General features: G+C 62.0%; 23 protein-coding genes, 3 tRNA genes, 1 pseudogene and 1 riboswitch. Of the genes and pseudogenes, 18 read left to right on the forward strand and 9 right to left on the reverse strand.

Translation table 11 applies throughout. The features are described 5' to 3' along the window. Window positions 1–73: 73 nt before the first annotated feature. Window positions 74–598, forward strand: coding sequence for a flavodoxin domain-containing protein (locus ACVDHE_RS01335; protein WP_458885368.1), 525 nt, complete (start codon window positions 74–76; stop codon window positions 596–598). 87 nt (window positions 599–685) lie between these two features. After that, window positions 686–1,072 carry a hypothetical protein gene (locus tag ACVDHE_RS01340; protein ID WP_418726081.1) on the forward strand — a complete coding sequence of 129 codons (387 nt, stop codon included), beginning with the start codon at window positions 686–688 and terminating at the stop codon, window positions 1,070–1,072. Window positions 1,073–1,120: 48 nt separating this feature from the next. Here ACVDHE_RS01340 and ACVDHE_RS01345 read toward each other — a convergent pair whose 3' ends face one another. Next, entirely contained in the window at window positions 1,121–1,663 is a 543-nt protein-coding gene (locus tag ACVDHE_RS01345; RefSeq protein ID WP_418726080.1) for a phosphatase PAP2 family protein, read from the reverse strand. A 198-nt stretch (window positions 1,664–1,861) separates the two neighbouring features. Continuing rightward, a riboswitch (Lysine riboswitch) is annotated at window positions 1,862–2,033 on the forward strand. 146 nt (window positions 2,034–2,179) lie between these two features. Between ACVDHE_RS01345 and ACVDHE_RS01350 the strand changes: the two genes are divergently transcribed. From ACVDHE_RS01350 to ACVDHE_RS01360, 3 genes are all read left to right on the forward strand, one after another. Beyond that, window positions 2,180–3,097, forward strand: a complete 918-nt coding sequence (locus ACVDHE_RS01350) for a transporter substrate-binding domain-containing protein (protein ID WP_213039003.1) — start codon at window positions 2,180–2,182, stop codon at window positions 3,095–3,097. A 135-nt stretch (window positions 3,098–3,232) separates the two neighbouring features. After that, window positions 3,233–4,141, forward strand: coding sequence for an amino acid ABC transporter permease (locus tag ACVDHE_RS01355; protein WP_458885369.1), 909 nt, complete (start codon window positions 3,233–3,235; stop codon window positions 4,139–4,141). A 1-nt stretch (window position 4,142) separates the two neighbouring features. Beyond that, entirely contained in the window at window positions 4,143–4,883 is a 741-nt protein-coding gene (locus ACVDHE_RS01360; protein ID WP_213039005.1) for an amino acid ABC transporter ATP-binding protein, read from the forward strand. A gap of 66 nt (window positions 4,884–4,949) precedes the next feature. Here ACVDHE_RS01360 and ACVDHE_RS01365 read toward each other — a convergent pair whose 3' ends face one another. Further along, on the reverse strand, window positions 4,950–5,834 hold the full coding sequence (locus tag ACVDHE_RS01365; RefSeq protein WP_458885370.1) for a LysR family transcriptional regulator: 885 nt from the start codon (window positions 5,832–5,834) through the stop codon (window positions 4,950–4,952). Between the two features lie 169 nt (window positions 5,835–6,003). Between ACVDHE_RS01365 and ACVDHE_RS01370 the strand changes: the two genes are divergently transcribed. The 3 genes from ACVDHE_RS01370 (at window position 6,004) to ACVDHE_RS01380 (ending at window position 10,111) form a co-directional block, all read left to right on the forward strand. Then, window positions 6,004–6,474: a MarR family winged helix-turn-helix transcriptional regulator gene (locus tag ACVDHE_RS01370; RefSeq protein ID WP_458885371.1), complete on the forward strand. Its 471-nt coding sequence runs from the start codon at window positions 6,004–6,006 to the stop codon at window positions 6,472–6,474. Continuing rightward, window positions 6,471–8,210: an ABC transporter ATP-binding protein gene (locus ACVDHE_RS01375; RefSeq protein WP_458885372.1), complete on the forward strand. Its 1,740-nt coding sequence runs from the start codon at window positions 6,471–6,473 to the stop codon at window positions 8,208–8,210. Before ACVDHE_RS01370 ends, ACVDHE_RS01375 begins: the two co-directional genes overlap by 4 nt. A 74-nt stretch (window positions 8,211–8,284) precedes the next feature. Beyond that, window positions 8,285–10,111, forward strand: coding sequence for an ABC transporter ATP-binding protein (locus ACVDHE_RS01380; RefSeq protein WP_458886146.1), 1,827 nt, complete (start codon window positions 8,285–8,287; stop codon window positions 10,109–10,111). A gap of 96 nt (window positions 10,112–10,207) precedes the next feature. On the opposite strand, the gene ACVDHE_RS01385 is transcribed toward ACVDHE_RS01380, so the two are convergent. From ACVDHE_RS01385 to ACVDHE_RS01395, 3 genes and pseudogenes are all read right to left on the reverse strand, one after another. After that, on the reverse strand, window positions 10,208–10,939 hold the full coding sequence (locus ACVDHE_RS01385) for a DUF554 domain-containing protein (protein WP_458885373.1): 732 nt from the start codon (window positions 10,937–10,939) through the stop codon (window positions 10,208–10,210). A gap of 64 nt (window positions 10,940–11,003) precedes the next feature. Beyond that, complete coding sequence (locus ACVDHE_RS01390) at window positions 11,004–11,810, reverse strand: MBL fold metallo-hydrolase (protein ID WP_418725141.1); 807 nt, start codon at window positions 11,808–11,810, stop codon at window positions 11,004–11,006. Window positions 11,811–12,057: 247 nt separating this feature from the next. Further along, window positions 12,058–12,417, reverse strand: a pseudogene (locus tag ACVDHE_RS01395) (AMP-binding enzyme); the annotation flags it as partial. A 5-nt stretch (window positions 12,418–12,422) separates the two neighbouring features. On the opposite strand from ACVDHE_RS01395, the gene ACVDHE_RS01400 reads away from it, so the two are divergent. The 5 genes from ACVDHE_RS01400 to ACVDHE_RS01420 all read left to right on the forward strand — a co-directional run bounded on the left by ACVDHE_RS01400 (window position 12,423) and on the right by ACVDHE_RS01420 (window position 17,734). Next, complete coding sequence (locus tag ACVDHE_RS01400; protein ID WP_418725135.1) at window positions 12,423–13,601, forward strand: acyl-CoA dehydrogenase family protein; 1,179 nt, start codon at window positions 12,423–12,425, stop codon at window positions 13,599–13,601. Between the two features lie 16 nt (window positions 13,602–13,617). Further along, complete coding sequence (acrB, locus tag ACVDHE_RS01405) at window positions 13,618–14,418, forward strand: acryloyl-CoA reductase electron transfer subunit gamma (protein WP_458885374.1); 801 nt, start codon at window positions 13,618–13,620, stop codon at window positions 14,416–14,418. Between the two features lie 19 nt (window positions 14,419–14,437). After that, on the forward strand, window positions 14,438–15,547 hold the full coding sequence (gene acrA / locus ACVDHE_RS01410; RefSeq protein ID WP_213038281.1) for an acryloyl-CoA reductase electron transfer subunit beta: 1,110 nt from the start codon (window positions 14,438–14,440) through the stop codon (window positions 15,545–15,547). Between the two features lie 153 nt (window positions 15,548–15,700). Then, window positions 15,701–16,513 carry an AAA family ATPase gene (locus ACVDHE_RS01415; protein WP_458885375.1) on the forward strand — a complete coding sequence of 271 codons (813 nt, stop codon included), beginning with the start codon at window positions 15,701–15,703 and terminating at the stop codon, window positions 16,511–16,513. Between the two features lie 3 nt (window positions 16,514–16,516). Next, window positions 16,517–17,734 (forward strand): vWA domain-containing protein, encoded by a 1,218-nt coding sequence (locus ACVDHE_RS01420; RefSeq protein WP_213039019.1) that lies wholly within the window; start codon window positions 16,517–16,519, stop codon window positions 17,732–17,734. A gap of 221 nt (window positions 17,735–17,955) precedes the next feature. Here the strand turns inward: ACVDHE_RS01420 and ACVDHE_RS01425 are convergent. Together ACVDHE_RS01425 and ACVDHE_RS01430 are read right to left on the reverse strand one after the other, a co-directional pair. Then, window positions 17,956–18,048, reverse strand: a tRNA-Ser gene (locus ACVDHE_RS01425). Window positions 18,049–18,064: 16 nt separating this feature from the next. Beyond that, window positions 18,065–18,152: transfer RNA gene (locus ACVDHE_RS01430), tRNA-Ser, on the reverse strand. Window positions 18,153–18,340: 188 nt separating this feature from the next. On the opposite strand from ACVDHE_RS01430, the gene ACVDHE_RS01435 reads away from it, so the two are divergent. The 3 genes from ACVDHE_RS01435 to ACVDHE_RS01445 all read left to right on the forward strand — a co-directional run bounded on the left by ACVDHE_RS01435 (window position 18,341) and on the right by ACVDHE_RS01445 (window position 21,001). Beyond that, a tRNA-Pro gene (locus ACVDHE_RS01435) sits at window positions 18,341–18,416 on the forward strand. Between the two features lie 143 nt (window positions 18,417–18,559). Beyond that, the gene (locus tag ACVDHE_RS01440) at window positions 18,560–19,909 is read left to right on the forward strand and encodes a DUF4417 domain-containing protein (protein WP_458885376.1); all 1,350 of its coding nucleotides are present in this window, start codon (window positions 18,560–18,562) and stop codon (window positions 19,907–19,909) included. A 297-nt stretch (window positions 19,910–20,206) separates the two neighbouring features. Continuing rightward, window positions 20,207–21,001, forward strand: a complete 795-nt coding sequence (locus tag ACVDHE_RS01445; RefSeq protein ID WP_458885377.1) for a TraX family protein — start codon at window positions 20,207–20,209, stop codon at window positions 20,999–21,001. 66 nt (window positions 21,002–21,067) lie between these two features. Here ACVDHE_RS01445 and ACVDHE_RS01450 read toward each other — a convergent pair whose 3' ends face one another. Further along, entirely contained in the window at window positions 21,068–21,856 is a 789-nt protein-coding gene (locus tag ACVDHE_RS01450; protein ID WP_325285299.1) for a TIM barrel protein, read from the reverse strand. 295 nt (window positions 21,857–22,151) lie between these two features. On the opposite strand from ACVDHE_RS01450, the gene ACVDHE_RS01455 reads away from it, so the two are divergent. Then, window positions 22,152–23,021, forward strand: coding sequence for a DegV family protein (locus tag ACVDHE_RS01455; RefSeq protein ID WP_458885378.1), 870 nt, complete (start codon window positions 22,152–22,154; stop codon window positions 23,019–23,021). A 94-nt stretch (window positions 23,022–23,115) separates the two neighbouring features. Here ACVDHE_RS01455 and ACVDHE_RS01460 read toward each other — a convergent pair whose 3' ends face one another. Next, the gene (locus ACVDHE_RS01460) at window positions 23,116–23,946 is read right to left on the reverse strand and encodes a papain-like cysteine protease family protein (RefSeq protein ID WP_458885379.1); all 831 of its coding nucleotides are present in this window, start codon (window positions 23,944–23,946) and stop codon (window positions 23,116–23,118) included. Between the two features lie 142 nt (window positions 23,947–24,088). On the opposite strand from ACVDHE_RS01460, the gene ACVDHE_RS01465 reads away from it, so the two are divergent. Beyond that, window positions 24,089–24,985 (forward strand): anaerobic ribonucleoside-triphosphate reductase activating protein, encoded by an 897-nt coding sequence (locus ACVDHE_RS01465; protein ID WP_418726205.1) that lies wholly within the window; start codon window positions 24,089–24,091, stop codon window positions 24,983–24,985. The last annotated feature ends 55 nt before the right edge of the window (window positions 24,986–25,040 follow it).

A 25,040-nucleotide genomic window follows, 5' to 3' on the forward strand; every position in this document is an offset into this window, starting at 1 on the left:
CCAGCGCAAGGCATTGCGGCACGCTTCCGGACATGGTACAATGCCGGAGAACAGAACGTGGGGAGGGTTAATCATGGGCAGTGTGATCCTGTACGGCAGCCAGTACGGCTCTGCCAGACGATACGCGGAGGCGTTTTCCCGCATGACGGGTTTCCCCGCGGCCAGCTTCGGGGCCGGTGCGGACCTGTCCGCCTGTGAGCGGGTCATTTACTTCGGCGGGCTGTACGCAGGCGGGGTCAAGGGCCTGCGGCAGACCGCCGCGGCGCTGCCGCCGGACACCGCCATGGTCATCGTCACCGTGGGCCTGGCCGACGTGGCGGACCCGGAGAACATCCGCTCCATCCGGCGCTCGCTCCGCCGCCAGGTGCCGCAGCGCGTCTGGGACCGCGCCATCCTGTTCCACCTGCGGGGCGGCATCGATTACAGCCGCCTGAGCCTCCGGCACCGGGCCATGATGGCCCTGCTGTACCGGCAGGTCAGCCGCCTTCCTGCGGAAAAGCAGACCGCCGAGACCCGGGGGATCCTGGAGACCTACGGAAAGGCGGTGGACTTTTTCGACAGCGGCGCCCTGCTGCCCATTCTGGAGGCCGTCCGCTGACCGCCGGGTCCCGTCTTGACGAACGGCGGATTTCTGATACACTGGATCCAGCACGGCCCGCCCGTCGGGCCCCGCAAAGGAGAGACCATGAAACACCACAACACCATTCTCAAAGCCGCCCGGGCCCTGGAGCTGGCGGTGGCAGCCGTCATTCTGGCGGTAATCGTCTGCGGCGGCGCGCTGCTGCTGTGGAGCACCGGCAAGACCCTGCTGACCGCCCCTGCATCCTTCAGCCTGGGGAATTTCTTCTCCAGCGCCCTGCTGCTGGTGATGGGGCTGGAGTTCGTCAAGATGCTGGCGCTGCACTCCGCCGCGGCCGTCATCGACGTGCTGCTGTTCACCATCGTCCGGCAGATGATCATCAGCCACAGCGGCGCTTTGGATACGCTGCTGGGCGTGGCCGCCGTGGCGGTCATCTTCGCCGTGAAGAAGTTCCTCCGGACCCCGGAGGGTGAGGAACACCCGGAATGCTGAAAAAGACGAGAGATACCCGACATTTGGGCATCTCTCGTCTTTTTTCCTTTATGTCCTGGCCAGCTTCCTCCGGGCCGCTGCCGTGATCCGGGCGCCGGCCCAGCCCAGCACCGCGCCCAACAGCGCGCCGCCCAGCACGTCGGTGGGCCAGTGGACGTAGAGGTAGAGCCGGGACAGGGCGATCACTACCGCCAGGGCCAGGGCCGCCCACCGCAGCCACCTGGGCGCGCCGCCCGCCAGGGCCAGGGCCGTCACCGCCGTGAAGGAGGCCGCGGTGTGACCCGAAGGGAAGGAGGCGTCCCCCGGCGGCGGGACCAGCAGGTCCACGGCGGTATTCACCGCGCAGGGCCGAATTCGGCCCACCAGGGGCTTTAAAAAGCCGTTGCACACCGCCAGGTCCAGCACCAGAGCCAACGCCACGCAGACTCCCGCCCAGCGGTATTTTTTTGTCAGCAGCAGCACCGCCGCCAGCAAAATCCAGATCTCCCCGTGGTCGCTGAGCCGGGTGATCGCGGGCAGCACTGCGTCCAGAAAGCCGCATCGCAGCGTCTGCTGGATCCAGTCCAGAATGGCAAGCTCCACTGCCTGCATATCCTCTCTCCTTTCCCAATTCCCGGCGCGCGAAGGCCGGGCTGCGGTCAAAATCCGTGCAGATTGCGGTTATTATAGCACAGCCCCGCCGGCACGCATAGGGAAATTTCGCCGCAGAATATACAAATTTTGCATCTTTGCCGGCAATGGCAGTTGACACCGCCTCCGGAACATGATAGGATACCCTCAAAATTGGATCGCTGAGATAGAGGCGCGAGGTCCATCAGTACCCCACGGCAAGGCCAGGCAGCCGCCGCAGGGAAAAGGGGACATCGCCGAAGTGCTTCGGACCTGCCTGGGTCCGGGGTGCTGGGCCGTCGGGAAAGACCCGCCGGACTGTCACAAACCTTTGTGAAGCGCTATCAATGGCTGTCGTCGGAATCACTGCGTCATTCCGCCTTCTCCATGGACCGCTTGACAGAGCGGTCCATTTTTTCGTCCCCTCCCCCACGGCGGCAGCGGAGGAGACGGCGCGTCCCGCCGCCGCAAAATCCGGAAATTGGAAAGGTGATTGAAATGAAGAAGTTTTTGACCCTGCTCATGGCCCTGGCCATGACCCTGTCCCTGGCCGCCTGCGGCGGCAGCGGCGACACTGCCGCTGAGGACACCACCGCTGACGCCGAGACTGAAACCAGTTCTGAGACCGGCACCGAGACCGGTGAGATCGCCTCCGGCGTGGAGGACGGCGTGCTGACCATCGCCATGGAGTGCGCCTACGCCCCCTACAACTGGACCCAGAGCGACGACTCCAACGGCGCCGTGCCCATCAAGGACTCCAGCGAGTTCGCCAACGGCTACGACGTGATGATGGCCAAGAAGATCTGCGAGGCCAACGGCTGGGAGCTGGAAGTGGTCCGCACCGACTGGGACTCCCTGGTGCCCGGCGTCCAGTCCGGCATCTATGACGCCGTCATCGCCGGTCAGTCCATGACCGCCGACCGCATGGAGCAGGTGGACTTCGCCGGCCCCTACTACTATGCCTCCATCGTCTGCGTCACCAAGTCCGACAGCGCCTTTGCCGGCGCCCAGGGCATCAGCGATCTCTCCGGCGGCTCCTGCACCGCTCAGATCGCCACCATCTGGTATGACTCCATGCTGCCCCAGATCGAGGGCGCCCAGATCCAGCCCGCCGCCGAGACCGCTCCCGCCATGCTGATGGCCCTGGAGACCGGCACCGTGGACTTCATCTGCACCGACATGCCCACCGCCATGGGCGCCGTGGCCGCCTATCCCGACATGAAGATCCTGGACTTTACCGACTCTGACGACAACTTTGCCGCCGACGAGGGCGACATCAACATCGGTGTGTCCGTGATGAAGGGCAATACCGTCCTCAAGGACGCCATCGACAGCGTGCTCTCCACCATGACCGTGGATGACTTCAACGCCATGATGGACGAGGCCATCGCCATCCAGCCCCTGAGCGAGGGCTGAGCCCAACGCTGATCCCCGAGGCGGGGGACGTCTGCGCGTCCCCCGCCTCGAGACCCGTCGGAGGGGGGACCGCTTCCCGGCCCCTCCTCCGATGCGCCTCACACATCATATTAAAAAGGAAGGGAGCCCTCCCTCATGGATCGATTCGTACAACTGGGCGCCGACATCGTCAAGCTCTGGCAGCGGTGCGGCGGCGACTATCTCAACGGCATCAGGAACACCATTGTCCTGGCCCTGGTGGCCACAGCCATCGGCTGTATCATCGGCCTTGTCTGCGGCATTTTGAACACCATCCCCTGCGCCAAGAACGACCCGCCCGTCAAGCGCTTTGTCATCAAGCTGATCCGGGCCATCGTGCGGATCTACGTGGAGGTCTTCCGCGGCACGCCCATGATGCTCCAGGCGGTGTTCATCTACTACGGCCTGCCCTATTTCACCAACAACGCGGTCCAGTGGCCCAGCGTGTGGGCGGCGGCGATCCTGGTGGTGTCCATCAACACCGGCGCCTACATGGCCGAATCTGTCCGTGGCGGCATCATCTCCATCGACCCCGGCCAGACCGAGGGCGCCAAGGCCATCGGCATGACCCACGTGCAGACCATGACCTCTGTCATCCTGCCCCAGGCCATCCGCAACATCATGCCTCAGATCGGCAACAACCTCATCATCAACATCAAAGACTCCTCCGTCATGTTCATCATCTCCTTCACGGAGTTCTTCGCCGCCCACCGGGGCGCCGTGGGCGCCACCTACCTGTACTTCCCCTCCGCCACCATCGAGATGGTCGGCTACCTGACCATGACGCTGATCGCCTCCTTCCTGCTGCGGTGGGTGGAGCGGCGCATGGACGGCAGCAGCGACTACGAGCTGGTCCAGGACGATCATCTGACCATGGCCGCCGGGACGTACAGCCATCCGGACCGGGGCACGCCCTTTGACGAGCGGCACCTGGAGACCCAGCAGGAACAGCAGCAGCTGGACGCGGAGCATCGGGAGCGGACTCGTCAGGAACTCAAACACGGACGGAGCAGGGGGGATCGCTGATATGAACGATATGATTTTGGAGATCCGGCATCTGAGCAAGTCCTTCGGCTCCCATGAGGTGCTGCGGGACATCGATTTCTCCGTGGCCAAGGGTGACGTGACCAGCATCATCGGCGCCTCCGGCTCCGGTAAGTCCACCCTGCTGCGGTGCATCAACCTGCTGGAGACACCCACCAGCGGCGAGATCCTCTACCATGGCCGGAACGTGGCCAGCCGGGGCGTCAACGCCGCCCAGTACCGCTCCCATGTGGGCATGGTGTTTCAGTCCTTCAACCTCTTCAACAACATGACGGTGCTGGAAAACTGCATGGTGGGCCAGGTGAAGGTGCTGAAGAAGAACAAGTCCGACGCCCGGGACAACGCCATGCGCTATCTCACCCAGGTGGGCATGGCCCCCTACATCAACGCCAAGCCCCGGCAGATCTCCGGCGGCCAGAAGCAGCGGGTGGCCATCGCCCGGGCCCTGGCCATGGAACCGGAGGTGCTGCTGTTCGACGAGCCCACCTCCGCCCTGGACCCGGAGATGGTGGGCGAGGTGCTGGACGTCATGAAGGCCCTGGCCCAGGAGGGCATGACCATGCTGGTGGTGACCCACGAGATGGCCTTTGCCCGGGACGTCAGCAGCCATGTGGTCTACATGAACCAAGGCGTCATCTGCGAGGAGGGCACTCCTGCCGACGTATTCGGCAACCCTCAGCGCCAGGAGACCCGGGACTTCCTCTCCCGTTTCCGCAAGAACTGAATCTCCCAAATACAGCAAGCGCCCCTGTCTGCCGGGATTTCGGCAGACGGGGGCGCTTTTTTGGGGTCAGGCTGGATCCTCCGCCATGGTCTGCCGCAGCAGCTCCACAAACCGCCGCAGCGCCGGGAAGCCTCCCTCCGGCAGGTATACCGCCCCGAAGGACAGCACCCGGCATTCGGGAATGGGAATATACCGCAGGCCCGGCAGGCGGGCATGAGGATAGTCCGCCGTCACAGCGAAGGCGTAGCCGGTCTCCGCCAGGACCTCCATGGCCTCCTGGTGGTCGCTGAAGAGGATCTGGTCCGTCTCCCGTTCTCCTATGGCCTGGCTCTGGAAGCGGAAGATCGCCTGGGGACAGATGGGCGGGCGGCAGACGGCGATGCGCCCCGCCCGGCGCAGCTCCTCCAGAGCCACCTGCTCCCGCCCGGCCAGGGGGTGGTCCGGCGCGCAGGCGCACACCACCGGACAGCGGGCCAGCTCCCGGTACCGGGCCCGCTGGGGCGCGGTCTCCCGGAAGGAGAAGATCAGATCCACCTCCCCCTCCGCCAGGAGGTTTTCCAGGGAGTCGAAGGGGATCATCCGCAGCACCGGCAGCAGATCCGGCAGCTCCTGCCGCAGGCGGCGCAGGGTGGGCCGCAGCATCCGCATCTCCGCGCTGTTGCGGCAGCCGATCAGCAGCCGCCTGGGGGTCTGGCGGGCCTCCTTCATCCGGGCCCTGGAGATATCCGCCAGCTTCAGGATCTCCCCGGCGTACTGGGTAAACCAAAAGCCCTCCTGGGTCAGCCGGACGCTCTTGCTGGTCCGGCGGAACAGCTTCACCCCCAGTTCGTCCTCCAGGGTGTTGATCTGATGGCTGACCGCAGGCTGCGTGATCTTCAGATGCTCCGCCGCCCGTGAGAAATTCAGAAAATTGGCCACCGCCATAAAGCACTCCAGCTGCGTGGTATTCACCGGTCCGCACCTCCTTCGTCCCCGGCCCCCATCTGGAAGAAACCGGGTGAACGATAAACGTCTTTTATAGAATATAGCATATTTGAATTTCACAGGCAAGCCATACCGTGGTATAAACAGTACGGTACGAAATACTTTCGTTCCTAACGATTGGAAAAGAGGCGAGCACATGACCGCGGCGGAACAGCGCCGGCTCCTGCGGGAGAACCGGTGGATCTGCATTCAGATCGAGCAGTACGGCAACCACTGCCTGGCCCACACGGGCCTCACCTCCGCTCAGGCCTATATCCTGCTCTATATCCTGCGTCACTCGGACCGGGGCACCTCCCTGACCGACATCCACCGGGAGTTCGGCTACTCCATGGGCACCCTGTCCGGGATGCTGAAGCGGCTGCGGGCCAAGGGCTGCATCCGCTCGGCCCCCTGCGACGGGGACGACCGGCGCAAGCTCCTCTTCGGCACCGAGGAGGGACGGCGGATAGGACCAGGCCTGGAGGCAACCATAGCCCGGATGCAGGCGCGGCTGTGCGGCCGGCTGAGCCAGGAGGAGCTGGACACCCTGTCCCGGCTCCAGAGAAAAATGCTGGACAGTCTCTTGACCCTGCGGGAACAACGCGAAAAGGAGGACGCAACATCGTGAAAACTGTACTGCGGCAGCTGGGGCGCTTTAAGCGGGACGCCCTGCTGTGCATTGGCCTGTGTACCCTGGAGGTGGCCATGGACATCCTGCTGCCCTTCATCACCGCTCTGATCATCGACCGGGGCCTGGAGGCCGGCGACCTCTCCGCCGTCTACCGCTACGGCGCCGTCATGGTAGGCCTGGCCTTTCTGGGGCTGGTGTTCGGCGCCGCCGCCGGACGGTACGCTGCCAGCGCCTCGGCGGGCCTGGCCGCCAATCTCCGGGAGGCCATCTACGCCAACATCCAGACCTTCTCCTTCTCCAACATCGACAAGTTCAGCGTGCCGGGCCTGGTGACCCGCATGACCACCGACATCACCAACGTGCAGAACGCCTTCATGATGGTGATTCGCATTGCGGTCCGCTCGCCGCTGACTTTGGTGTTCAGCTATGCGATGTGCCTGCTCATCAGCCCCACGCTGAGCCTCACCTTCCTCATCGCCGTGGTGTTCCTGGTGGTGGTGCTGGGGTCCATCATGGCGGTCACCCTGCGGATCTTCACCCAGGTGTTCCGCCGGTACGACGATCTGAACGCCAGCGTCCAGGAGAACGTCTCCGCCATCCGGGTGGTGAAGGCCTTCGTCCGGGAGGACCACGAGAACGAGAAGTTCTCCCGGGCCGCCAAGGTCCTGCGGGACCTGTCAGTAAAGGCCGAGGGTTTGCTGGCCTTCAACAACCCCGCCATGATGACGGCGGTGTACTTCTGCATCATCATGGTCTCCTGGCTGGGCTCCCGCTTCATCGTGGGCGGCTCCATGACCTCCGGCGAGCTGACCAGCCTGTTCAGCTACGTCATGAGCCTGCTGATGAGCCTGATGATGCTGTCCATGGTGGTGGTGATGATCTCCATGTCCGCCGCCAGCGTCCGCCGCATCAGCGAGGTGCTCAATGAGCGGGCGGACCTGCGCCAGCCGGACGAGGCGGTGACGGAGGTGGCCGACGGGTCTATCGACTTCGACCACGTCACCTTCTCCTACAAGCACGGCAGCGGCAAAAACGCCCTGGCCGACATCGACCTCCACATCCGCTCCGGTGAGACCATCGGCATCATCGGCGGCACCGGCTCCGGCAAGAGCAGCCTGGTGAACCTGATCTGCCGCCTGTACGACGTGGACGAGGGCGCCGTGAAATTGGGCGGCGTGGACGTACGCCGCTACGACACGGAGGTCCTGCGGAATCAGGTGGCCGTGGTGCTGCAGAAGAACACCCTCTTCTCCGGCACCATTCTGGACAATCTCCGCTGGGGCGATCCCGACGCCACGGAGGAGGCGTGCGTGGAGGCCTGCCGGGCCGCCTGCGCCGACGAGTTCATCGACCGCTTCCCCGACGGCTACCACACCCGCATCGAGCGGGGCGGCGCCAATGTCTCCGGCGGCCAGAAGCAGCGGCTGTGCATCGCCCGGGCCCTGCTGAAGCACCCCAAGGTGCTGATCCTGGACGACTCCACCTCCGCCGTGGACACCGCCACCGACGCCCGGATCCAGACCGCCTTTACTCAGAAGATCCCCGGCACCACCACGCTCATCATCGCCCAGCGGATCTCCAGCGTGGAGCACGCGGACCGGATCCTGGTGCTGGACGGCGGCCGGATCGACGGCTTTGACACCCACGAGAACCTGCTCAAGTCCAACGCCATCTACCGGGAGATCCACGACTCCCAGGTCAAGGGCGGCGGCGACTTTGACCAGCCCGCCTGAAAGGAGGAATCATTGTGAACGAAACGGCTTCCCGCCGGGGGCCCGGCGCCGTGCTGAACCGGGTCCTGCGGTATATGTTCCGCTACTACAAGCTGCCCTTTGCCCTGGTGGTGTGCTGCATCCTGCTCTCCGCCGCGGCCACTGTGGTCGCCGCCACCTTCCCCCAGACCCTGGTGGACGACTACGTGGTGCCCATGCTCTCCGGCGGCAGCACTGATTTCAGCGGCCTGGCCGCCGCCCTGATCCGCCTGGCCTGCCTGATGGCGGTGGGCATCCTGGCGGCCTACGCCTACAACCGCCTGATGGTCACCATCGGCCAGGGCACCATGCTGCCCCTGCGCCAGGACCTCTTCCGGAAAATGGAGGCCCTGCCCATCAAGTACTTCGACACCCACGCCCACGGCGACATCATGTCCGTCTACACCAACGACGTGGACACCCTGCGCCAGCTGATGGGTCAGAGCATCCCCCAGGTCATCAACTCCGGCGTCACCATGATCGCCACCCTCATCACCATGCTGGTGCTGAACCCTCTGCTGACCGTGATCTCCGTTCTCACCGCCGTCGTCATGCTGCTGGTGACCGCGTCGCTGTCCCGGCTGTCGGGAAAGTACTACATCCAGCAGCAGAAAAACCTGGGCCTGGTGGACGGCTTCATCGAGGAGATGCTGGACGGCCAGAAGGTGGTCAAGGTCTTTTGCCACGAGGAGGCCGCCATGGCGGACTTCCACAAGGTCAACGAGGCCCTGCGACAGAGCGCCGACAAGGCCAACCGCTACGCCAACCTCCTCATGCCCATCAATGCCAACATCGGCTGGCTCAGCTACGCCCTGGTGGCCATTGTGGGCGCCGTCCTGGGCATCAACGGCCTGGCCGGCGTGACCCTGGGCACCGTCATCACCTTCGTGGGCCTCAACAAGAGCTTCACCCAGCCCATCACCCAGGTGAGCCAGCAGGTGAACTTCGTGGTCACCGCCGCGGCCGGCGCCGCCCGGGTCTTCGACCTGATGGACCAGGAGCCGGAGACGGACGAGGGCTATGTGGAGCTGGTCAACGCCAAGGAGGGCGCCGACGGGCAGATGAGCGAGTCCGCGGAGCGCACCAACGTCTGGGCCTGGAAGCACCCCCACCAGGCCGACGGCACCGTCACCTACACCAAGCTGGAGGGCGGCGTGGTCTTTGACGGCGTGGACTTCGGCTATGACGAGAACAAGCTGGTCCTCCACGACATCAGCCTCTGGGCCAAACCCGGTCAGAAGATCGCCTTCGTGGGCGCCACCGGCGCCGGCAAGACCACCATCACCAACCTCATCAACCGCTTCTACGACATCGCCGACGGCAAGATCCGCTACGACGGCATCAACATCAATAAGATCAAAAAGCCGGATCTGCGCCGGTCCCTGGGCATCGTCCTCCAGGACACCCACCTCTTCACCGGCACGGTCATGGAGAACATCCGCTACGGCAATCTGGACGCCACGGACGAGGAGTGCATCGCCGCCGCCCGTCTGGCCAACGCAGACGGCTTTATCCGCCGTCTGCCCGACGGCTACGACACCCAGCTCACCGGAGACGGCGCCAACCTCTCCCAGGGCCAGCGGCAGCTGATCGCCATTGCCAGGGCCGCCGTGGCGGACCCGCCGGTGCTGATCCTGGACGAGGCCACCAGTTCCATCGACACCCGGACGGAGAAGCTGGTCCAGGACGGCATGGACGCCCTCATGTGCGGCCGGACCACCTTCGTCATCGCCCACCGGCTCTCCACGGTCCGCAATGCCGACTGCATCATGGTCATGGAGCAGGGCCGCATCATCGAGCGGGGCACCCACGACGAGCTCATTGAAAAAAAGGGCAGGTACTACCAGCTCTACACCGGACATCCGGCGGAGGAATCCGCCTGACGGGCGCACCGCAAAGCGCGGCCCGGTCCCAAAAGGGACCGGGCCGCGCTTTTTGTCTCGTCTATATACCAGCACATCTGACAAGTTTCCGCTTTTTTACAGCAGCGGCGTGATAAACTGGGTCCACAGCGCGCTCAGCGGCATGACCAGCACCATGGCCGGCAGCATATCCGCGATGGGAAACCCCCGGATCTTGGCGATGCGGAAGCCCGTGGCGATCAGCAAAAAGCCGCCGCAGGCCTTGAAATCGGCGATCATGTCCGGCGTGGTCAGGGGGTAGATGGCCTTGGCCGCCAGGAACAGCAGCAAAAAGATGATGAACTGGGGCACTGCCACCACAGCCACCACCGCACCCAGACTGCAGGCGAACACCATGGCCGTGAAGAGGTCCAGCACGGACTTGGACAGCAGGATGGTGCTGCTGCCGGTCATCCCCGCGTCCAGGCAGCCGTAGATCCCCGTTCCGCTGGAACAAAACAGCACGATGGCCGTCACCAGCAGGGACAAAAACTCCTCCCGGCTCATACCGGAGCTCCCGCCGCTGTTCCCCAGCAGCTTTCCGATGGGCCGCTCCATCAGCTCCCCGCCCCGGCTGATCAGCCGGCCCAGCTTGCAGGACAGGCCCAGCCCGGTGCCCACCACCACCGCCAGGATCACCGCCGGCATATTGACCATCATCACCACAGAGCTGATGCCCATGCCCATGGCGCACACGCCGAACACCAGGTTCAGCATGGTGGTGAACTCCGTGGACATCCTCTTTTTGAACAGCGTCCCCAGGACACCGCCCAGGGCCACCGCCAGCACATTGACTACGATTCCAACCATACTCTCTCTCCTTTTCCATTCATCGCCCCATCGGGGGCAAGCGCCAGCTTCCTTCCCGCGGGGATCACGGGAGAAGGCTGTACCGGATCAACCCGTCCCGTTCCCGCCGGCAGATCCGCCCGCGGCGCTCCAGGTAATCCAGATGGGCCAGACACTCTCCCAGTGCAAAAAATTTCTGCTGGACGGGAAACTCCCGCCAGGTGGAGCGGATGCTCCAGCGCATCCGGCCGGCGATCTCGTAGGCCGTCCGCCCCGGCGCCGCCCCAACGATGTCCAGGACCTCATTCAGCCGGTGCCGGTGGTGCTCCTCCAGCTGTCCGATCCGCGTATCCAGGTCTCCCGTCTCCTTCCGGTGGCCGGGCAGCAGCCGCTCCGCCGGAAGGCCCCGCAGCTTCTCCAGACTCTCCAGATAGCTGCCCAGGGCGTCCGGCATGGACTGCCAGCGGCAGATATTGGGCGTGATGTGGAACAGCACGTGGTCGCCGGAGAACAGCCAGCGGGGCTCCTCCCCGTAGAGGCACATATGTCCCGGCGTGTGTCCCGGCGTCAGGATGCACCGCAGAGTGACGCCGCCGTAGGAGAGCCGGTCTCCGTCCCGCAGGGTGACGCATCCCGCGCTCCAGTTCCGGGGCGCCGCACCCTGGGCGGGATTGGCCAGCCACAGCCGGTCGATCTCCTCCCGTGGAAAGCCCTCTCTCACATATTCCTCATACATATCCCGCCAGTAGCCGTCTGTCAAGCCCAGACGGAGACCGGCGCCGTCGGTCTCGCTGATGTAAATGCGCCCACCGGCGCCCACAAAGTCAGGGGCCAGACCGGTGTGGTCGCTGTGGAGATGGGTGAGGAAAATATCCAGGGTCTCCCGGTCCACCCCCGTCTCCGCCAGCTGGTCCGTCAGGGCCCTCCGCCAGCTGGTCCGTCAGGGCCCTCCGGCAGCTGTCCTGGCGGAAGCCGGTGTCGATCAGGAGGCTCCGCTCTTCGCCGGTGATCAGATAGCTGTTCAGGTTTTTCAGGGGATTCCCCTCCAGCGGGATATCCAGCCGCCAGAGATTGGTTGCCAAGCGCTCCGCCATCGTCCTTCCGGCCGGAACGGCCGCCCTCCTTCCGTCTGTGCTCGCTCAGGCCTTCTCCGCCGGGGCATGGGAGGAAAAGGGATGCGGCGGCGAGTACTTCTTTCGCAGAGCAACCTTGTCGATCTTTCCCGTGGGATTCCGCGGGACCTCTCCGAAAAAGAACCGGCCGGGCCGCTGATAGCGGGGCAGGCGGGCGCAGAATTCCCGCATCTCCTCCTCTGAGCAGGTACTGCCGGGTTTGAGCTGGATCTGCGCCGCCACCGCCTCGCCCAGCCGGCAGTCGCACAGGCCGAATACCGCAACATCCTCCACCGCCTCATGGGTCCGGATGAAATCCTCGATCTGGACGGGATAGATGTTTTCGCCGCCGGAGATGATGATGTCCTTCATCCGGCCGACGATGTAGTACAATGGATTTCAATTTGACGAAAGAGCAGGAGCTCCTCCGCAAAATGGCCGCGCAGTTCGCCGCGCAGTACTGCGAACCGGAGGCCGCGGAGTTGGATGAAACGCACGAGTTCCTCCACGACACCTGGAAGAAAATGGCCGAGGTGGGCCTTCTGCGGGTCAACCACGGTGAACAATACGGCGGCACCGGCCACGACGCCATCGGCGAGATGATCGTCATTGAGGAGCTGTCCAAGGCCAGCCTCACTCACGGCGCCACTTATGCCCTGCTGGCCAACGGCTTCCCCACTTTCATTGAGAAGTTCGGCACCGAGGAGCAGAAGATGGAGTTCATCCCCCAGGTGCTCAACGACGGCGTGATCGGCAGCTTCTGCCTGACGGAGCCGGACGCAGGCTCCGACGCCACCGGCATCCACACCACCTCCGTCCGGGACGGCGACGACTACATCCTCAACGGGACCAAGTGCTTCATCACCGCCGGAAACATCGCCAAATACCACCTGGTGGTTGCCATTGCCGACACCAAGGCCGGCGAGCGGGGCTTCAACGGCTTTATCGTGGACGCCGACGCCCCCGGCGTCAGCGTGGGCAAGATCGAAAACAAGATGGGCCTGCGGGGCCTGCCCACCACGGAGCTGATCTTCGAGGACGTCCGCGTTCCCGCCAGCCGGATGCTGGGCGGCCCGGCCGGCTGCGGCAAGATGATGAAGTTTGCCCTGGGCACTCTGGACGCGGCCCGCATCGGCACCGGCGCCCAGGCGCTGGGTGTGGCCACCGCCGCCTTCCAGCGGGCGCTGACCTACTCCGGTGAGCGCAAGCAGTTCGGCAAGCCCATCAACGCCAACCAAGGCCTCGCCTGGGAACTGGCGGAGATGGCCACCAAGCTGGATATGTCCCGTCTGCTGGTCTATCGGGCCGCTTGGATGGAGCAGCAGGGGCTGCCCTTCAGCAAGGAGGCCTCCATGGCCAAGCTCTACGCCACCAAGTTTGGCCGCGAGGTGGTCAACTCCGCCCTGCAGATCCACGGCGGCTACGGCTACATGCACGACTATCCCCTGGAGCGGATGTACCGGGATATCAAGATCACCGAGATCTACGAGGGCTCCTCTGAGATCCAGAAGGTGGTCATTGCCAACCACCTGATCCCCCGTCCCCCCAAGAAAACGGAGAAGAAGAAATAAGGAGGTATCAGACAAAATGAAGATCATTGTTTCTATCAAGCAGGTACCCGATACCTCCGGCAAGGTGGCTGTCAATCCCGACGGCACCCTGAACCGTGCATCCATGCAGACCATCACCAACCCAGACGACATGAACGCCGTGGAGGCTGCCCTGAAGCTGAAGGACGCCACCGGCTGCAAGGTCATCGTTATCACCATGGGTCCCCCGCCGGCAGCCGGCATGCTGCGTGAGCTGATGGCCATGGGCGCCGACGAGGGCGTTCTGGTGTCCGCCCGCGAGTTCGGCGGCTCCGATACCTACGCCACCTCCCAGATCCTGGCCGCCGCCATCTCTACCATCGGCGTGGAGAAGGACGATATCGTCATGTGCGGCCGGCAGGCCATCGACGGCGACACCGCTCAGGTCGGTCCCCAGATCGCCGAGAAGCTGCACCTGCCCCAGGTCACCTATGCCGCCGACATCACCAAGGACGGCGACACCGTCACCGTCAAGCGCATGCTGGAGGACGGCTACATGACCATCAAGGTCCAGACCCCCTGCCTCATCACCTGCATCAAGGAGCTCAACCAGCCCCGCTACATGAGCATCGGCGGCATCTATGCCACCTACAACAAGCCTCTGGAGACCTTTGACTATGAGAAGCTGAAGGATCATCCCCTGATCGACGCCACCACCATCGGCCTCAAGGGCTCTCCCACCAACATCTTCAAGAGCTTCACCCCGCCTGCCAAGGGCGTCGGCATGATGCTGGAGGGCAACGGCAAGGAGACCTGCGAGAAGCTGGCCGGTATTCTGGCCGACAAGCACATCATCTGAGAAAGGGGAACATACGACTATGTCTAACTTCAATAGCGCGGATATCGCTGCTTTCAAGGACGTATGGGTGTTCTGTGAGCAGCGCGAGGGCAAGCTGATGCCCACCGATTTCGAGCTGATCTCCAAGGGCCGCGACCTGGCCAACGAGCTGGGCGTGAACCTGTGCGGCCTGCTGCTGGGCGGCGAGGGGATCGAGAGCGTTGCCAAGGAGCTGGGCGGCTACGGCGCCGACAAGGTGATCGTGTGCGAGAGCCCGCTGCTGGCCGTGTACAACACCGACGCCTATGCCAAGGTCATCTGCGACGTCATCGAGGAGATGAAGCCCGAGGCCTTCCTGATCGGCGCCACCAACATCGGCCGTGACCTGGGCCCCCGCTGCGCCGCCCGTCTGCACACGGGCCTGTGCGCTGACTGCACCCACCTGGACGTGGATGTGGCCAACTACATCCAGTTCCTGCGTGAGTCCTCCACCCTGGACGTGGACAACACCAAGTGGGACATGGAGGACCGGAACCTGAAGATGACCCGTCCGGCCTTCGGCGGTCACCTGATGGCCACCATCATCTGCCCCCGCTTCCGTCCCTGCATGGCGACGGTGCGTCCGGGCGTCATGAAGAAGAACCCCTTCGATCAGGCCAAGGCCGACGCCTGCGAGATCGTCAAGCCCGCCTTCTCCCTGACCGAGGCCGACATCCACACCGAGGTCACCGAGGTGGTCAAGGCCGCCAAGAAGCTGGTGGACCTGATCGGCGCCGACTACATCGTGTCCGTTGGCCGCGGCATCAGCAAGGATGTCGAGGGCGGCATCAAGCTGGCTGAGGAGCTGGCTGAGGTGCTGGGCGGCGTCGTGGGCGGCTCCCGTGCCACCATCGACTCCGGCTGGCTGTCCGCCGACCATCAGGTGGGCCAGACCGGCAAGACCGTGCATCCGAAGGTGTACATCGCTCTGGGCATTTCCGGTGCCATCCAGCACAAGGCCGGCATGCAGGATTCCGAGTGCATCATCGCGGTGAACAAGAACGACACCGCTCCCATCTTCGAGATCGCCGACTACGGCATCTGCGGCGACCTGTTCAAGGTCACTCCCATGCTGATCGAGGCCATCAAGGCCGCCAAGGCTGCCAAGTAAATTTCCCCCCACCTGGAAAAAGGGCCATGCGGACTTCTGCCCCATGGCCCTTTTTTGCCGGATCCTGCGCCTTCTCACCGGCGGGATCTTGTGGTATACTCTACTCTGCGCCCGGCATCGGGCATGATCTCATTCCACAGAGGTATCTTTCATATGAATATGATGTTCAAAGGAAGCAGTCAATACATGGCCTCCCCGGAGCTGATGAGCGCCGTCAATATCGCCATCACCCTCAGCAAGCCCCTGCTCATTAAGGGCGAGCCCGGCACCGGCAAGACCATGCTTGCCCAGGCCATCGCCGACGCCCTGGGCAAGCAGCTCATCATCTGGAACGTGAAGTCCACCACCAAGGCCCAGGACGGCCTGTACGTCTACGATGTGGTCCAGCGGCTCTACGACAGCCAGTTCGGCACCCACGGCGTGGACGACGTGGCCCGCTACATCAAGCTAGGCAAGCTGGGCGAGGCCTTTCAGGCCCAGGAGCAGGTGGTCCTCCTGATCGACGAGATTGACAAGGCCGACATCGAGTTCCCCAACGACCTGCTCTGGGAGCTGGACCAGATGGAGTTCTATATCCCGGAGACCAAGGAGACGGTCCGGGCCAAACAGCGCCCCATCGTCATCATCACCTCCAATGCGGAAAAAGAGCTGCCGGACGCCTTTTTGCGCCGGTGCGTGTTCCACTATATCGAGTTCCCGGACCAGCAGCAGATGGAGGAGATCCTCCGCGTCCACTTCGGCCATCTGGAGGACGCCCTGGTCCGACAGGCCCTGGCCGCCTTCTACTGGGTCCGGGAGCTGCGGCAGATCGAGAAGAAGCCCAGCACCTCGGAGCTGGTGGACTGGCTGCGGGCCCTGGTGGCAGGCGGGATTGCGCCGGAGCGGATCACCCGGGAGATCCCCTTCGCCGGCGTGCTGCTGAAAAAGGACAAGGACCTGCGGACACTGCAGAGGGAGCTGCGATAAGCCATGTTCACCGCGTTTTTCTACCTGCTGCGGCAGCGTGGCCTGGCCGTGTCCATCAACGAGTGGCTCACCCTGCTGGAGGCTTTGGAGAAGGGCCTCCACCGCTCCAGCCTCACGGGCTTCTACCATCTCTGCCGGGCGCTGCTGGTGAAGAATGAGGCGGACTTCGACCGCTTCGACCAGGTGTTTCTGGAGTTTTTCAAGGACGTGCCTTTCAGCGGCGAACTGCCGCCGGAGCTGCTGGACTGGCTGAACCATCCCTCCGAGGACCTGCGCCGCACCATCGAGGAGCTGCAGTCCCTGGGCTTTCCGGACGAGACCCTGGAGGAGCTGCTGCGGATGCTGGAGGAGCGGCTGAAGGAGCAGACCGAGGAGCACAACGGAGGCAATTACTGGGTGGGCACCCAGGGCCGCTCCCCCTTCGGCAACAGCGGCTGGCACCCCAACGGCATCCGCATCGGCGGCCAGAGCCGCCACCGCACCGCCATGTCGGTGGCCGGGGACCGGCGGTTCCGAGACTTCCGCAAGGACGACACCCTGGACCCCCGGCAGTTCCAGCTGGCCTTCCGGCTGCTGCGGCAGCTGTCCGTCCAGGCCAGCAGCGGCGAGAAGGAGGTGGATGTGGACGCCACCATCCGCGACACCTGCGACAACGCCGGCTCCCTGCGGATCCGCTACCGCAAGCCCCGCAAGAACGCCATCAAGGTCCTGCTGCTGATGGACTCCGGCGGCTCCATGGAATATTACAGCACCCTCTGCGCCACGCTGTTCCAGGCGGCCACCAAGTCCAACCACTTCAAGGAACTCCACACCTTCTACTTCCACAACTGCGTCTACTCGGAGCTGTATACCCAGCCCTCCCTGCGCTACGACAGTGCCGTGGCCACGGAGTGGGTCCTCCAGAACTTTGACAGCAGCTACAAGGTCATCATCGTGGGCGATGCCGCTATGAACCCCTATGAGCTCAACGCCCCCACCTACAACTGGCGCAACGGTGCCTACGAGCGGCCCGGGCTGGAGTGGCTCCAGCGGCTCCAGTCCCACTTCCCCTATCTGGTCTGGCTGAACCCGGAGCCCTATCCCGCCCGCCGGGATTTCTGGTCCCAGACCCACTTACAGCTGGCAGGGATCTTTCCCATGTTCGACCTGTCGGTGGACGGGCTGGAGGCCGGGATCAAGCGCCTGATGGCAAAGCGGCCCTCCAAGGCTGCCGGGCAGTGAGCCCCGGACAGGAAAAAACGCGCCCGCAAGGATTTCCTTGCGGGCGCGTGTATTTTATTGCCGAAAAAGATGCGCAAGCCACCAAAATCGCACCCAAAACCAAACCGGAGCCCAGCGCAGCGGGTCCGGTTTGGAAAGGAGGAGCAAGGGAGCGGGCGGATGACGTCTTTTTTGCCACAGGCATAAAAAGACGTCGGAGCAAAGCGAACTTTGCTCCGACGTGGCGCAGAAGGAGGGATTTGAACCCTCGCGCCGGTTTTATCCAGCCTACTCCCTTAGCAGGGGAGCCCCTTCGGCCTCTTGGGTACTTCTGCAGATCCATATAAAGTTTGGCGGAGAGAGTGGGATTCGAACCCACGGAGACTTTCGCCTCGCCGGTTTTCAAGACCGGTTCCTTCAACCGCTCGGACATCTCTCCATAGTGATTTCAGCCCTCTGTCCGAACACTTTTAGTATGATACCAAACCCCCCGCTATTTGTCAACCAAAAATTTCTGGATTCGGCTCTCCTAAAATTTTTTATTTTTTCAAAAAAAAGCTTGCATTTTCTTTTTTGCTATGCTAGTATATGTAAGCTGACTTCAACAAGTACAGCACAAGAGAATATCCGGGTGTAGCGCAGTTGGTAGCGCACTTGACTGGGGGTCAAGGGGTCGTGAGTTCAAGTCTCGCCACTCGGACCATCGGAGTATCCTTCGGGATACTCCGATTTTTTGTTGCCAATTTGTAAATTTTCTTATGTTGTTGCACAGAAATGTGAGACTTTCGTTGTTTGGGGGCCTGTATGCAGAAGGACTTGTTCCTTACTACATACAGGAGGGTCCATATGACCGAAGAAAACTACAACTACCGAACCAGTCAAACACTGCTTCGCAACCAGTTTCCCGGCAAAGGAAAGTTAAAAATCCCCATCATTCCCAAGTTCCAAGAAAGTCCCGGAGACTTTGATGATCTTTTGTTGATCGGTTTTGACAAAACCCATCTGGAGGACCAGAATCACCTCGACCGCATGGTACACTTCTTCCTATATGACTATCGCTTTGAGCGGGTCTGGAAGAATCCAGACAACGACATTGAAAAACTCTCCCGCTACCGTGCGGTGCTGTCGCCGGATTTCAGCCTGTACCTGGAGATGGCACCTGTTATGCAGCTCTACAATGTATTTCGTAATCGCTGGTGCGGCGCTTACTGGGCATCCAAAGGGCTCCGGGTCATTCCGACCGTCAACTGGGGAGATGAATCCACGTTTGATTTCTGCTTTGAAGGGATTGAAAAAGGAAGTGTTGTTGCTGTCTCCACTTATATGGTCTCAGAACATGACAACCGCTGTGACCAGAAAGAATGGTTCATGGCAGGATACAACGAGATGCTGCGGCGCATTGAGCCGGAAAAAATTATTTGCTACAATACACCGTTTCCCGAAATGCAAGGTAATATCATTGATGTGGATTATGAACGTAGTTCCTGGCGGTATATGAACTATGAACGAAGTTTCCATCGTGAAGATTTAGATGCCTTTAAAATTGGTAGCTCATCAAGCGGGAATCGTGATACAATAGAGCCGTACCTAACTGGAAAAGGCGGCGGAAGTGCATACGGCGGGGGATGGAAACCCAGTCCTAATAAGCCTGATGACCAGCGTTTCCTTGGTGAACCAGGAGAAATTAAAACAACATACAAGAACGGCTATCGTGTCGATACAAAAATTGGAAGCGATGGTCGAGCGGCGCTGGAAAGACATTATACTGACCACAAGCAACCTTGGGCACATACAAATCCACACGATCATCTCATCAATTGGGATAATCCCGCTGGTTTTCCTGATCCACAGCCTCCAATCAATTATCCCGGCGGCGCGCCTGAGTTTAAGAGCTTTGAAAGAAGGTTTTATATGAAAAACACGATTGTCCCCTCCAATTCCTTGGAGCAAAATCGTTTTACCACTATAAGTGATTTCCAAACCTGCATGAGATGGCATGGAGAAGTGGAATTTCTTTGGAATGGAGTTCATTACAGTATTACCCATCGTAATGGAAGAATTTATATTTCCCACAGTGGGATTCAGGAAACAGAGCGATCTTTTGCAACATCTGGAGATATCCTTGCATATGATGTAGGCTCTTGCCAGTTGCGGGATATCATCACGAAGGTTACTGTTGTATTTCGGTCAGTTTAAGATAAAACCTCTTGCTTGCTGCGTTAAAACCATTGATATGACCGGATTTTTCCAAGTCCTATAATTACACTCGGACCAATCGGAGTATCCTTCGGGATACTCCGATTTTTTTGTTTTCCTTTTGCAGGCGGAGATAACTCCCACTCTATCGTTGTGATCGAGCGCTGAATCTGCGGGCGGCTTTCCGCCTGCTCTTTTTCGTTTGATTAAGAAACTCTTAAGGAATGCTCCGTTTTCTCTCATGTTATAATGTGCGGGAACCTGACGTATTTCTGCATATCATAACGGAGGAACTTCATGACCGATCTGCACACCGCACCGCCGCAGGCACCGGCGGACAGAGGGCTCTCCTTGAACAGCCTGAAGTACATCGCGATCCTTGCCATGACCATCGACCATATCGCCTTTGCCTTCGTCCCCAGTGGGACCGCCCCCGCCATTCTCATGCACATCATCGGCAGGATAACCGGTCCCGTCATGTTCTTTTCCGCGGTCGAGGGCTACCATCACACACGCAGTGTCCGTAAGTACCTCTTCCGGCTGGCCGCGTTTGCCGCCGTCAGCTGGCTCCCGTTTCTGTATTTCCGATACGGCGGCAGCCTGGCGGACGCTTCCTTTATGCGTCCGAACGTCATCTACACGATCTTTCTGGGCGTTCTGGGCATCCGGATCCGGAGAAGCACGCGGATCCAAAACCCGGCCGCCAAGGTACTGCTGATCACTGCTCTGGTCATTCTCTGCGTCCCGGCGGACTGGGGCTGCACAGGCATCCTCATGATCCTTGTGCTGGACTATTTTCACGGAAACTTCAAGCACCAGGCCTTCGCATACTGCCTGGTCGTCCTGCTGGGCATGGACGTCCTCACCTTGCTGACAACGCCCTTTTTCGGATTGTTTTACGACCATGTATTCTATATAGATACGGAGTACTACGCATATACCATCGAAAACGCGGGCGCATTCATCCCCATCCTGCTGCTGTCCCTTTACAAGGGGCGGCGCGGAGCCGGGAACGCCTTTTCCAAATGGTTCTTCTATGTGTACTATCCGGCCCATCTCCTGGTGTTGGGCGCCCTGCAGGCCCTTTTCTAAAAACAGCGGCGGGAGCATCGGTCCGGATGCTCCCGCCGCTGTTTTGATATCCGGCCCCCCCCGCCGTCACTCGCCCATGATGGCCCGGACCGCCGCTGCCGTGTCCGCCGCCGGGAACAGCTCGTAGCCCAGGAGGCCGTCGTACCCGGCTTCCTCCAGGGCGTCGTACACCCGCCGGTAACAGATCTCGCCGGTGCCGGGCTCGTGGCGGCCCGGCGCATCCGCCACGTGGACATGGCCGAAGGTATCCCCGTACCGGGCTATGGTCTCGCAGAGGCAGCCCTCGTTGAGCTGCATATGGTACACGTCGTACAGCACCCGCAGCCGGGGAGAACCGATCAGCCGGACCAGCTCCGCGGCCATCTGGGTGTGGGTCAGGAAGTTGCCGGGGTGGTCCGTCACCACATTCAGCGGCTCCAGACTCAGCGTCACGCCCCATTTCTCCCCCAGGGCGGCACACTGTTCCAGTCCGCCGTACAGGGCGCACAGCTTCACCGTATGGGACAACTCCCGGTAGTCCCGCAGAACCTGGCCGCCCTCTCCCAGACCGTTGGAGTGGATGGTAAGGCCGGCCGCCCCCAGGAACCGGGCCGCCTCCAGCGAGCGCTCCAAAAACGCCAAATACGCCTGCCGCTGGTCCGGATCCACCAGGGATAGTTCCGCGTCCCCGTCAAACGCACAGACGGCGATACCCGCCGCCTGTGCCGCCGCCTTCACTGCCGGCAGATCCTTGTCGGTCCAGCTCCAGAACTCCACGGCGTCAAACCCGTCCTCCCGGGCCGCCCGGAACCGCTCCAGGAAGGGCAGTTCTCCGTACAGCGTCTCGATGCAGGCCGACCGTCTCCATTTTTTCATATTCCACGCCCCCTTTTCCTCACCCTACACAAGGCAGCCGCTCTTGTCAAGTGCATGCGGCTTTTCTGCAATCTCCTCTTGATTTTTTTCCCGGGTTTCCGGTATACTGTATCCTGTCGGGATTATTTCATCTGATACGCAGGTCTTATGACAAGATGCATCAGACCGATATATCTGCATTGTCCAGCCGCCTTTCATAGGCGGATGCGACAGTTTTCGCGGCGCAGTGGACCGTATCTCGTCGTGCGCCGCCGACAGCTTACAACGGAGCCGAATAAGATTTGGAGATGGAACGATGACGCCCCATAAAATTGCCCTGCTGACCGACTCCTGTGCGGATCTGACCCCCCAGGCCGCTGCGGAGCACCATATCCGGATCGTACCGCTGCGCATCCGCTGCCGGGACGGCGAGTTCCGCGACGGCGTGGATATCCGCGCCCGGGACATCTACCGCCGCCTGCGGGAGGGTGAATTGCCCCATACCTCTCTGCCCACGGGACAGGATATCTCCGACGCCCTGGACGCCATTGCGGCGGAGGGTTACGACGGCGTCATTGCCGTAATGCTCTCCGGCGGCCTCTCCGGCACCTACAACATGGTGCGGCTCCTGGCCGAGGAGCGGCGGGACCTGTGCGTCCAGGTCTATGACTCCGTCAGCGGCTCTCTGGGGGTGGGCATGACCATTTTGCAGCTGGCGGAGGACATCCGCGCCGGTGCCTCCTGGGAGGATCTGACGCAGCGGCGGGTCCCCTCCCTGATCCGAAACACCCACCCCTTCTTCTCGGTGGACACCCTGGAATACCTGCAAAAGGGCGGCCGCATCGGCAAGATCACCGCCGTAGCGGGGACCATGCTGCAGATCAAGCCCCTTCTCACCTTCGCCGCCGACGGACAACTGCGTTCCGTAGCCAAGGTCCGGGGCCGCCAGCAGGTGATCTCCAAGCTGGTGGAACTGACAGAGCAGGCCCTGGACGGCGGAAAGCGGTATAATCTGGCCGTGGCCAACGGCGGCGCACCGGAGGCGATGCTGGACCTGCGGGCCCGGCTGGCCGCCGCCCTGCCGGACTTCGATCACCTGTGGGACGGAGAGATGGACGGCACGCTCAGCGTCTACATCGGCGACGGAGTTCTGGGCGCCGCGGTCCAGGTGCTGGAGGACTTCTGAACCGCTCCTTATTTCCGAAAAAACCGCCGCCGGCACAGAGTGTTTTCTGTGCCGGAGGCGGTCTCTTTTTTGGCGCTCGTCTCCGATCCGGCGGTTACGCCGCGGGACTGGCTACCAGGAACAGCATGTCGCTGCCGCCCTCCTCCTCGGGGAAAGCGCCGTACATGGTAAAGTTGTACATCAGCCGCTCCGCGGGGTAGAAGCCGTAGCCGTCCTGATTGTGGTCGGTGGTGTCATAGGGATCGGCCACGATGAACACATCGTCCTGCTGCGTCTCGGTGCCCATGGTGTCGTAGCCAATGATGATCTGCCAGTGTCCGCCCCAGTCGTTCCAGGCGATCATGACCGGCTTGCCTTCCGCCAGCCAGCCCTGGATGTCCTCCATCCAGATGCCGTCGGGATAGTCGTAAGTGGTGATCATATCAAAACCGCCCACGCCCTCGAAGATGTCCATGGCCTGCTTTAATGTGGTGCCGGGATAGCCCTCCAGCTCCGTGCCGTCCAGGGAATGGCGCAGGGCGGCCAGGCTCTCCTCGTTCCACTCGCCCAGCCGGTCATACCACTCCAGCACCATCAGGGCGGAGGTGACACCGCAGGACCACTCGCTGGTCTGCTGCTGGGTCTTGAAATGAGACAGAACGGTCAGGGTATCCGTGGATTCCATGTTGTACACGTCGGGATGGGCAAAGTAGGGAGAGTCGGTATGGTCGCCGGCGCGCTCCACGCTGTCCGCCCCGTCCTCTTCGGACAGATCGATGGCGTAGGGGATCTTCATTTCATCGGTGAAATTCCCAGTGCTCTGGGTCTGTGCGGCATCGGCCGCAGTGGTGTCCTCGGCATTGTCAGCCGGTGTGTCAGTGGCGCAGCCGGAGAGAATTCCGGTCAGCATCAGCAGGGTCAGCGCCAGGGTGACTGTTTTTTTCATTTTCGATCTCCTTTTCGGGGTGTTCCCCCGTCCGATTTTACGCGTCCCGGCGGGGCGCGCATTGGTTTTATTATAAGAACACGCTCCCCCCTGTTCAAGATGGGGAAGCGCCGGTTTTTTGCCGGCAAAAGGAGGAAAAATCATGCAGATTGCAACATACCCGGCACCTGCCTGCGGCGGCCACTCCGCCGCCATCCGGGAGGCGCTCCTCCCGCGGCGGGCCTCTTTATTTGGCTTTTGTTGCAACCACCACTTCCTATTGTGTTTTTTAAAGTTTACAATAACAACATCTTGTAATCTGGAGCAGGTCAAGGAGGAGAGGAACGTGCGGATCTGCGGACTGCAAAAACTATCCATGGTGGACTATCCGGGAAAGCTGGCAGCCACGGTGTTCACCGGCGGCTGTAATCTGCGGTGCCCATTCTGTCACAATGCCCTGCTGGTAACGCGGCTGGCAGAGAGCCCTGCTCTGACGGAGCAGGACGTGCTGAACTTTCTGAGCACGCGCCGGGGGCTTCTGGACGGGGTGGTCCTCTCCGGCGGGGAGCCGCTGCTGCACCCCGGCGCAGCGGATTTTCTGGCGGCAGTGCGGGACATGGGCTTCGCCGTGAAGCTGGACACCAACGGCTTCTATCCCCAGGCCCTGAAGGAGATCCTGGACCGGGGGCTGGCAGACTATGTGGCTATGGACATCAAGAACTGCCCGGCGCGATACGGCGAGACCTGCGGCGTGCCGGGGCTGGACGCCGGCCCGGTGGAGGAGAGCCTGAGGCTGCTCATCGGCAGCGGCGTGGACTTCGAGCTGCGCACCACACTGGTGCGGGAGCTCCACACGGCGGAGGACCTGGCCGCCATGGGCCGCTGGGTGGCAGGCTTTTTCCCGGAGGGTCGGACGCCCCGGTTCTTCCTTCAGAAATTCGTGGATTCCGGCAATCTGATCGCCGGCGGCTGTCATGGGTTCAGCGATGTCGAAATGGCGGCTCTTTCTGAGATCCTCCGTCCCTTCCTGCCCCGGGCGGAGCTGCGGGGCGTGGAGTGACTCTGGTTTCCTTTGTGGATTCCTACGAAAGACATCACAAGATATTGTGGTTTCC

Source organism: Dysosmobacter sp. Phy (genome assembly GCF_054476235.1).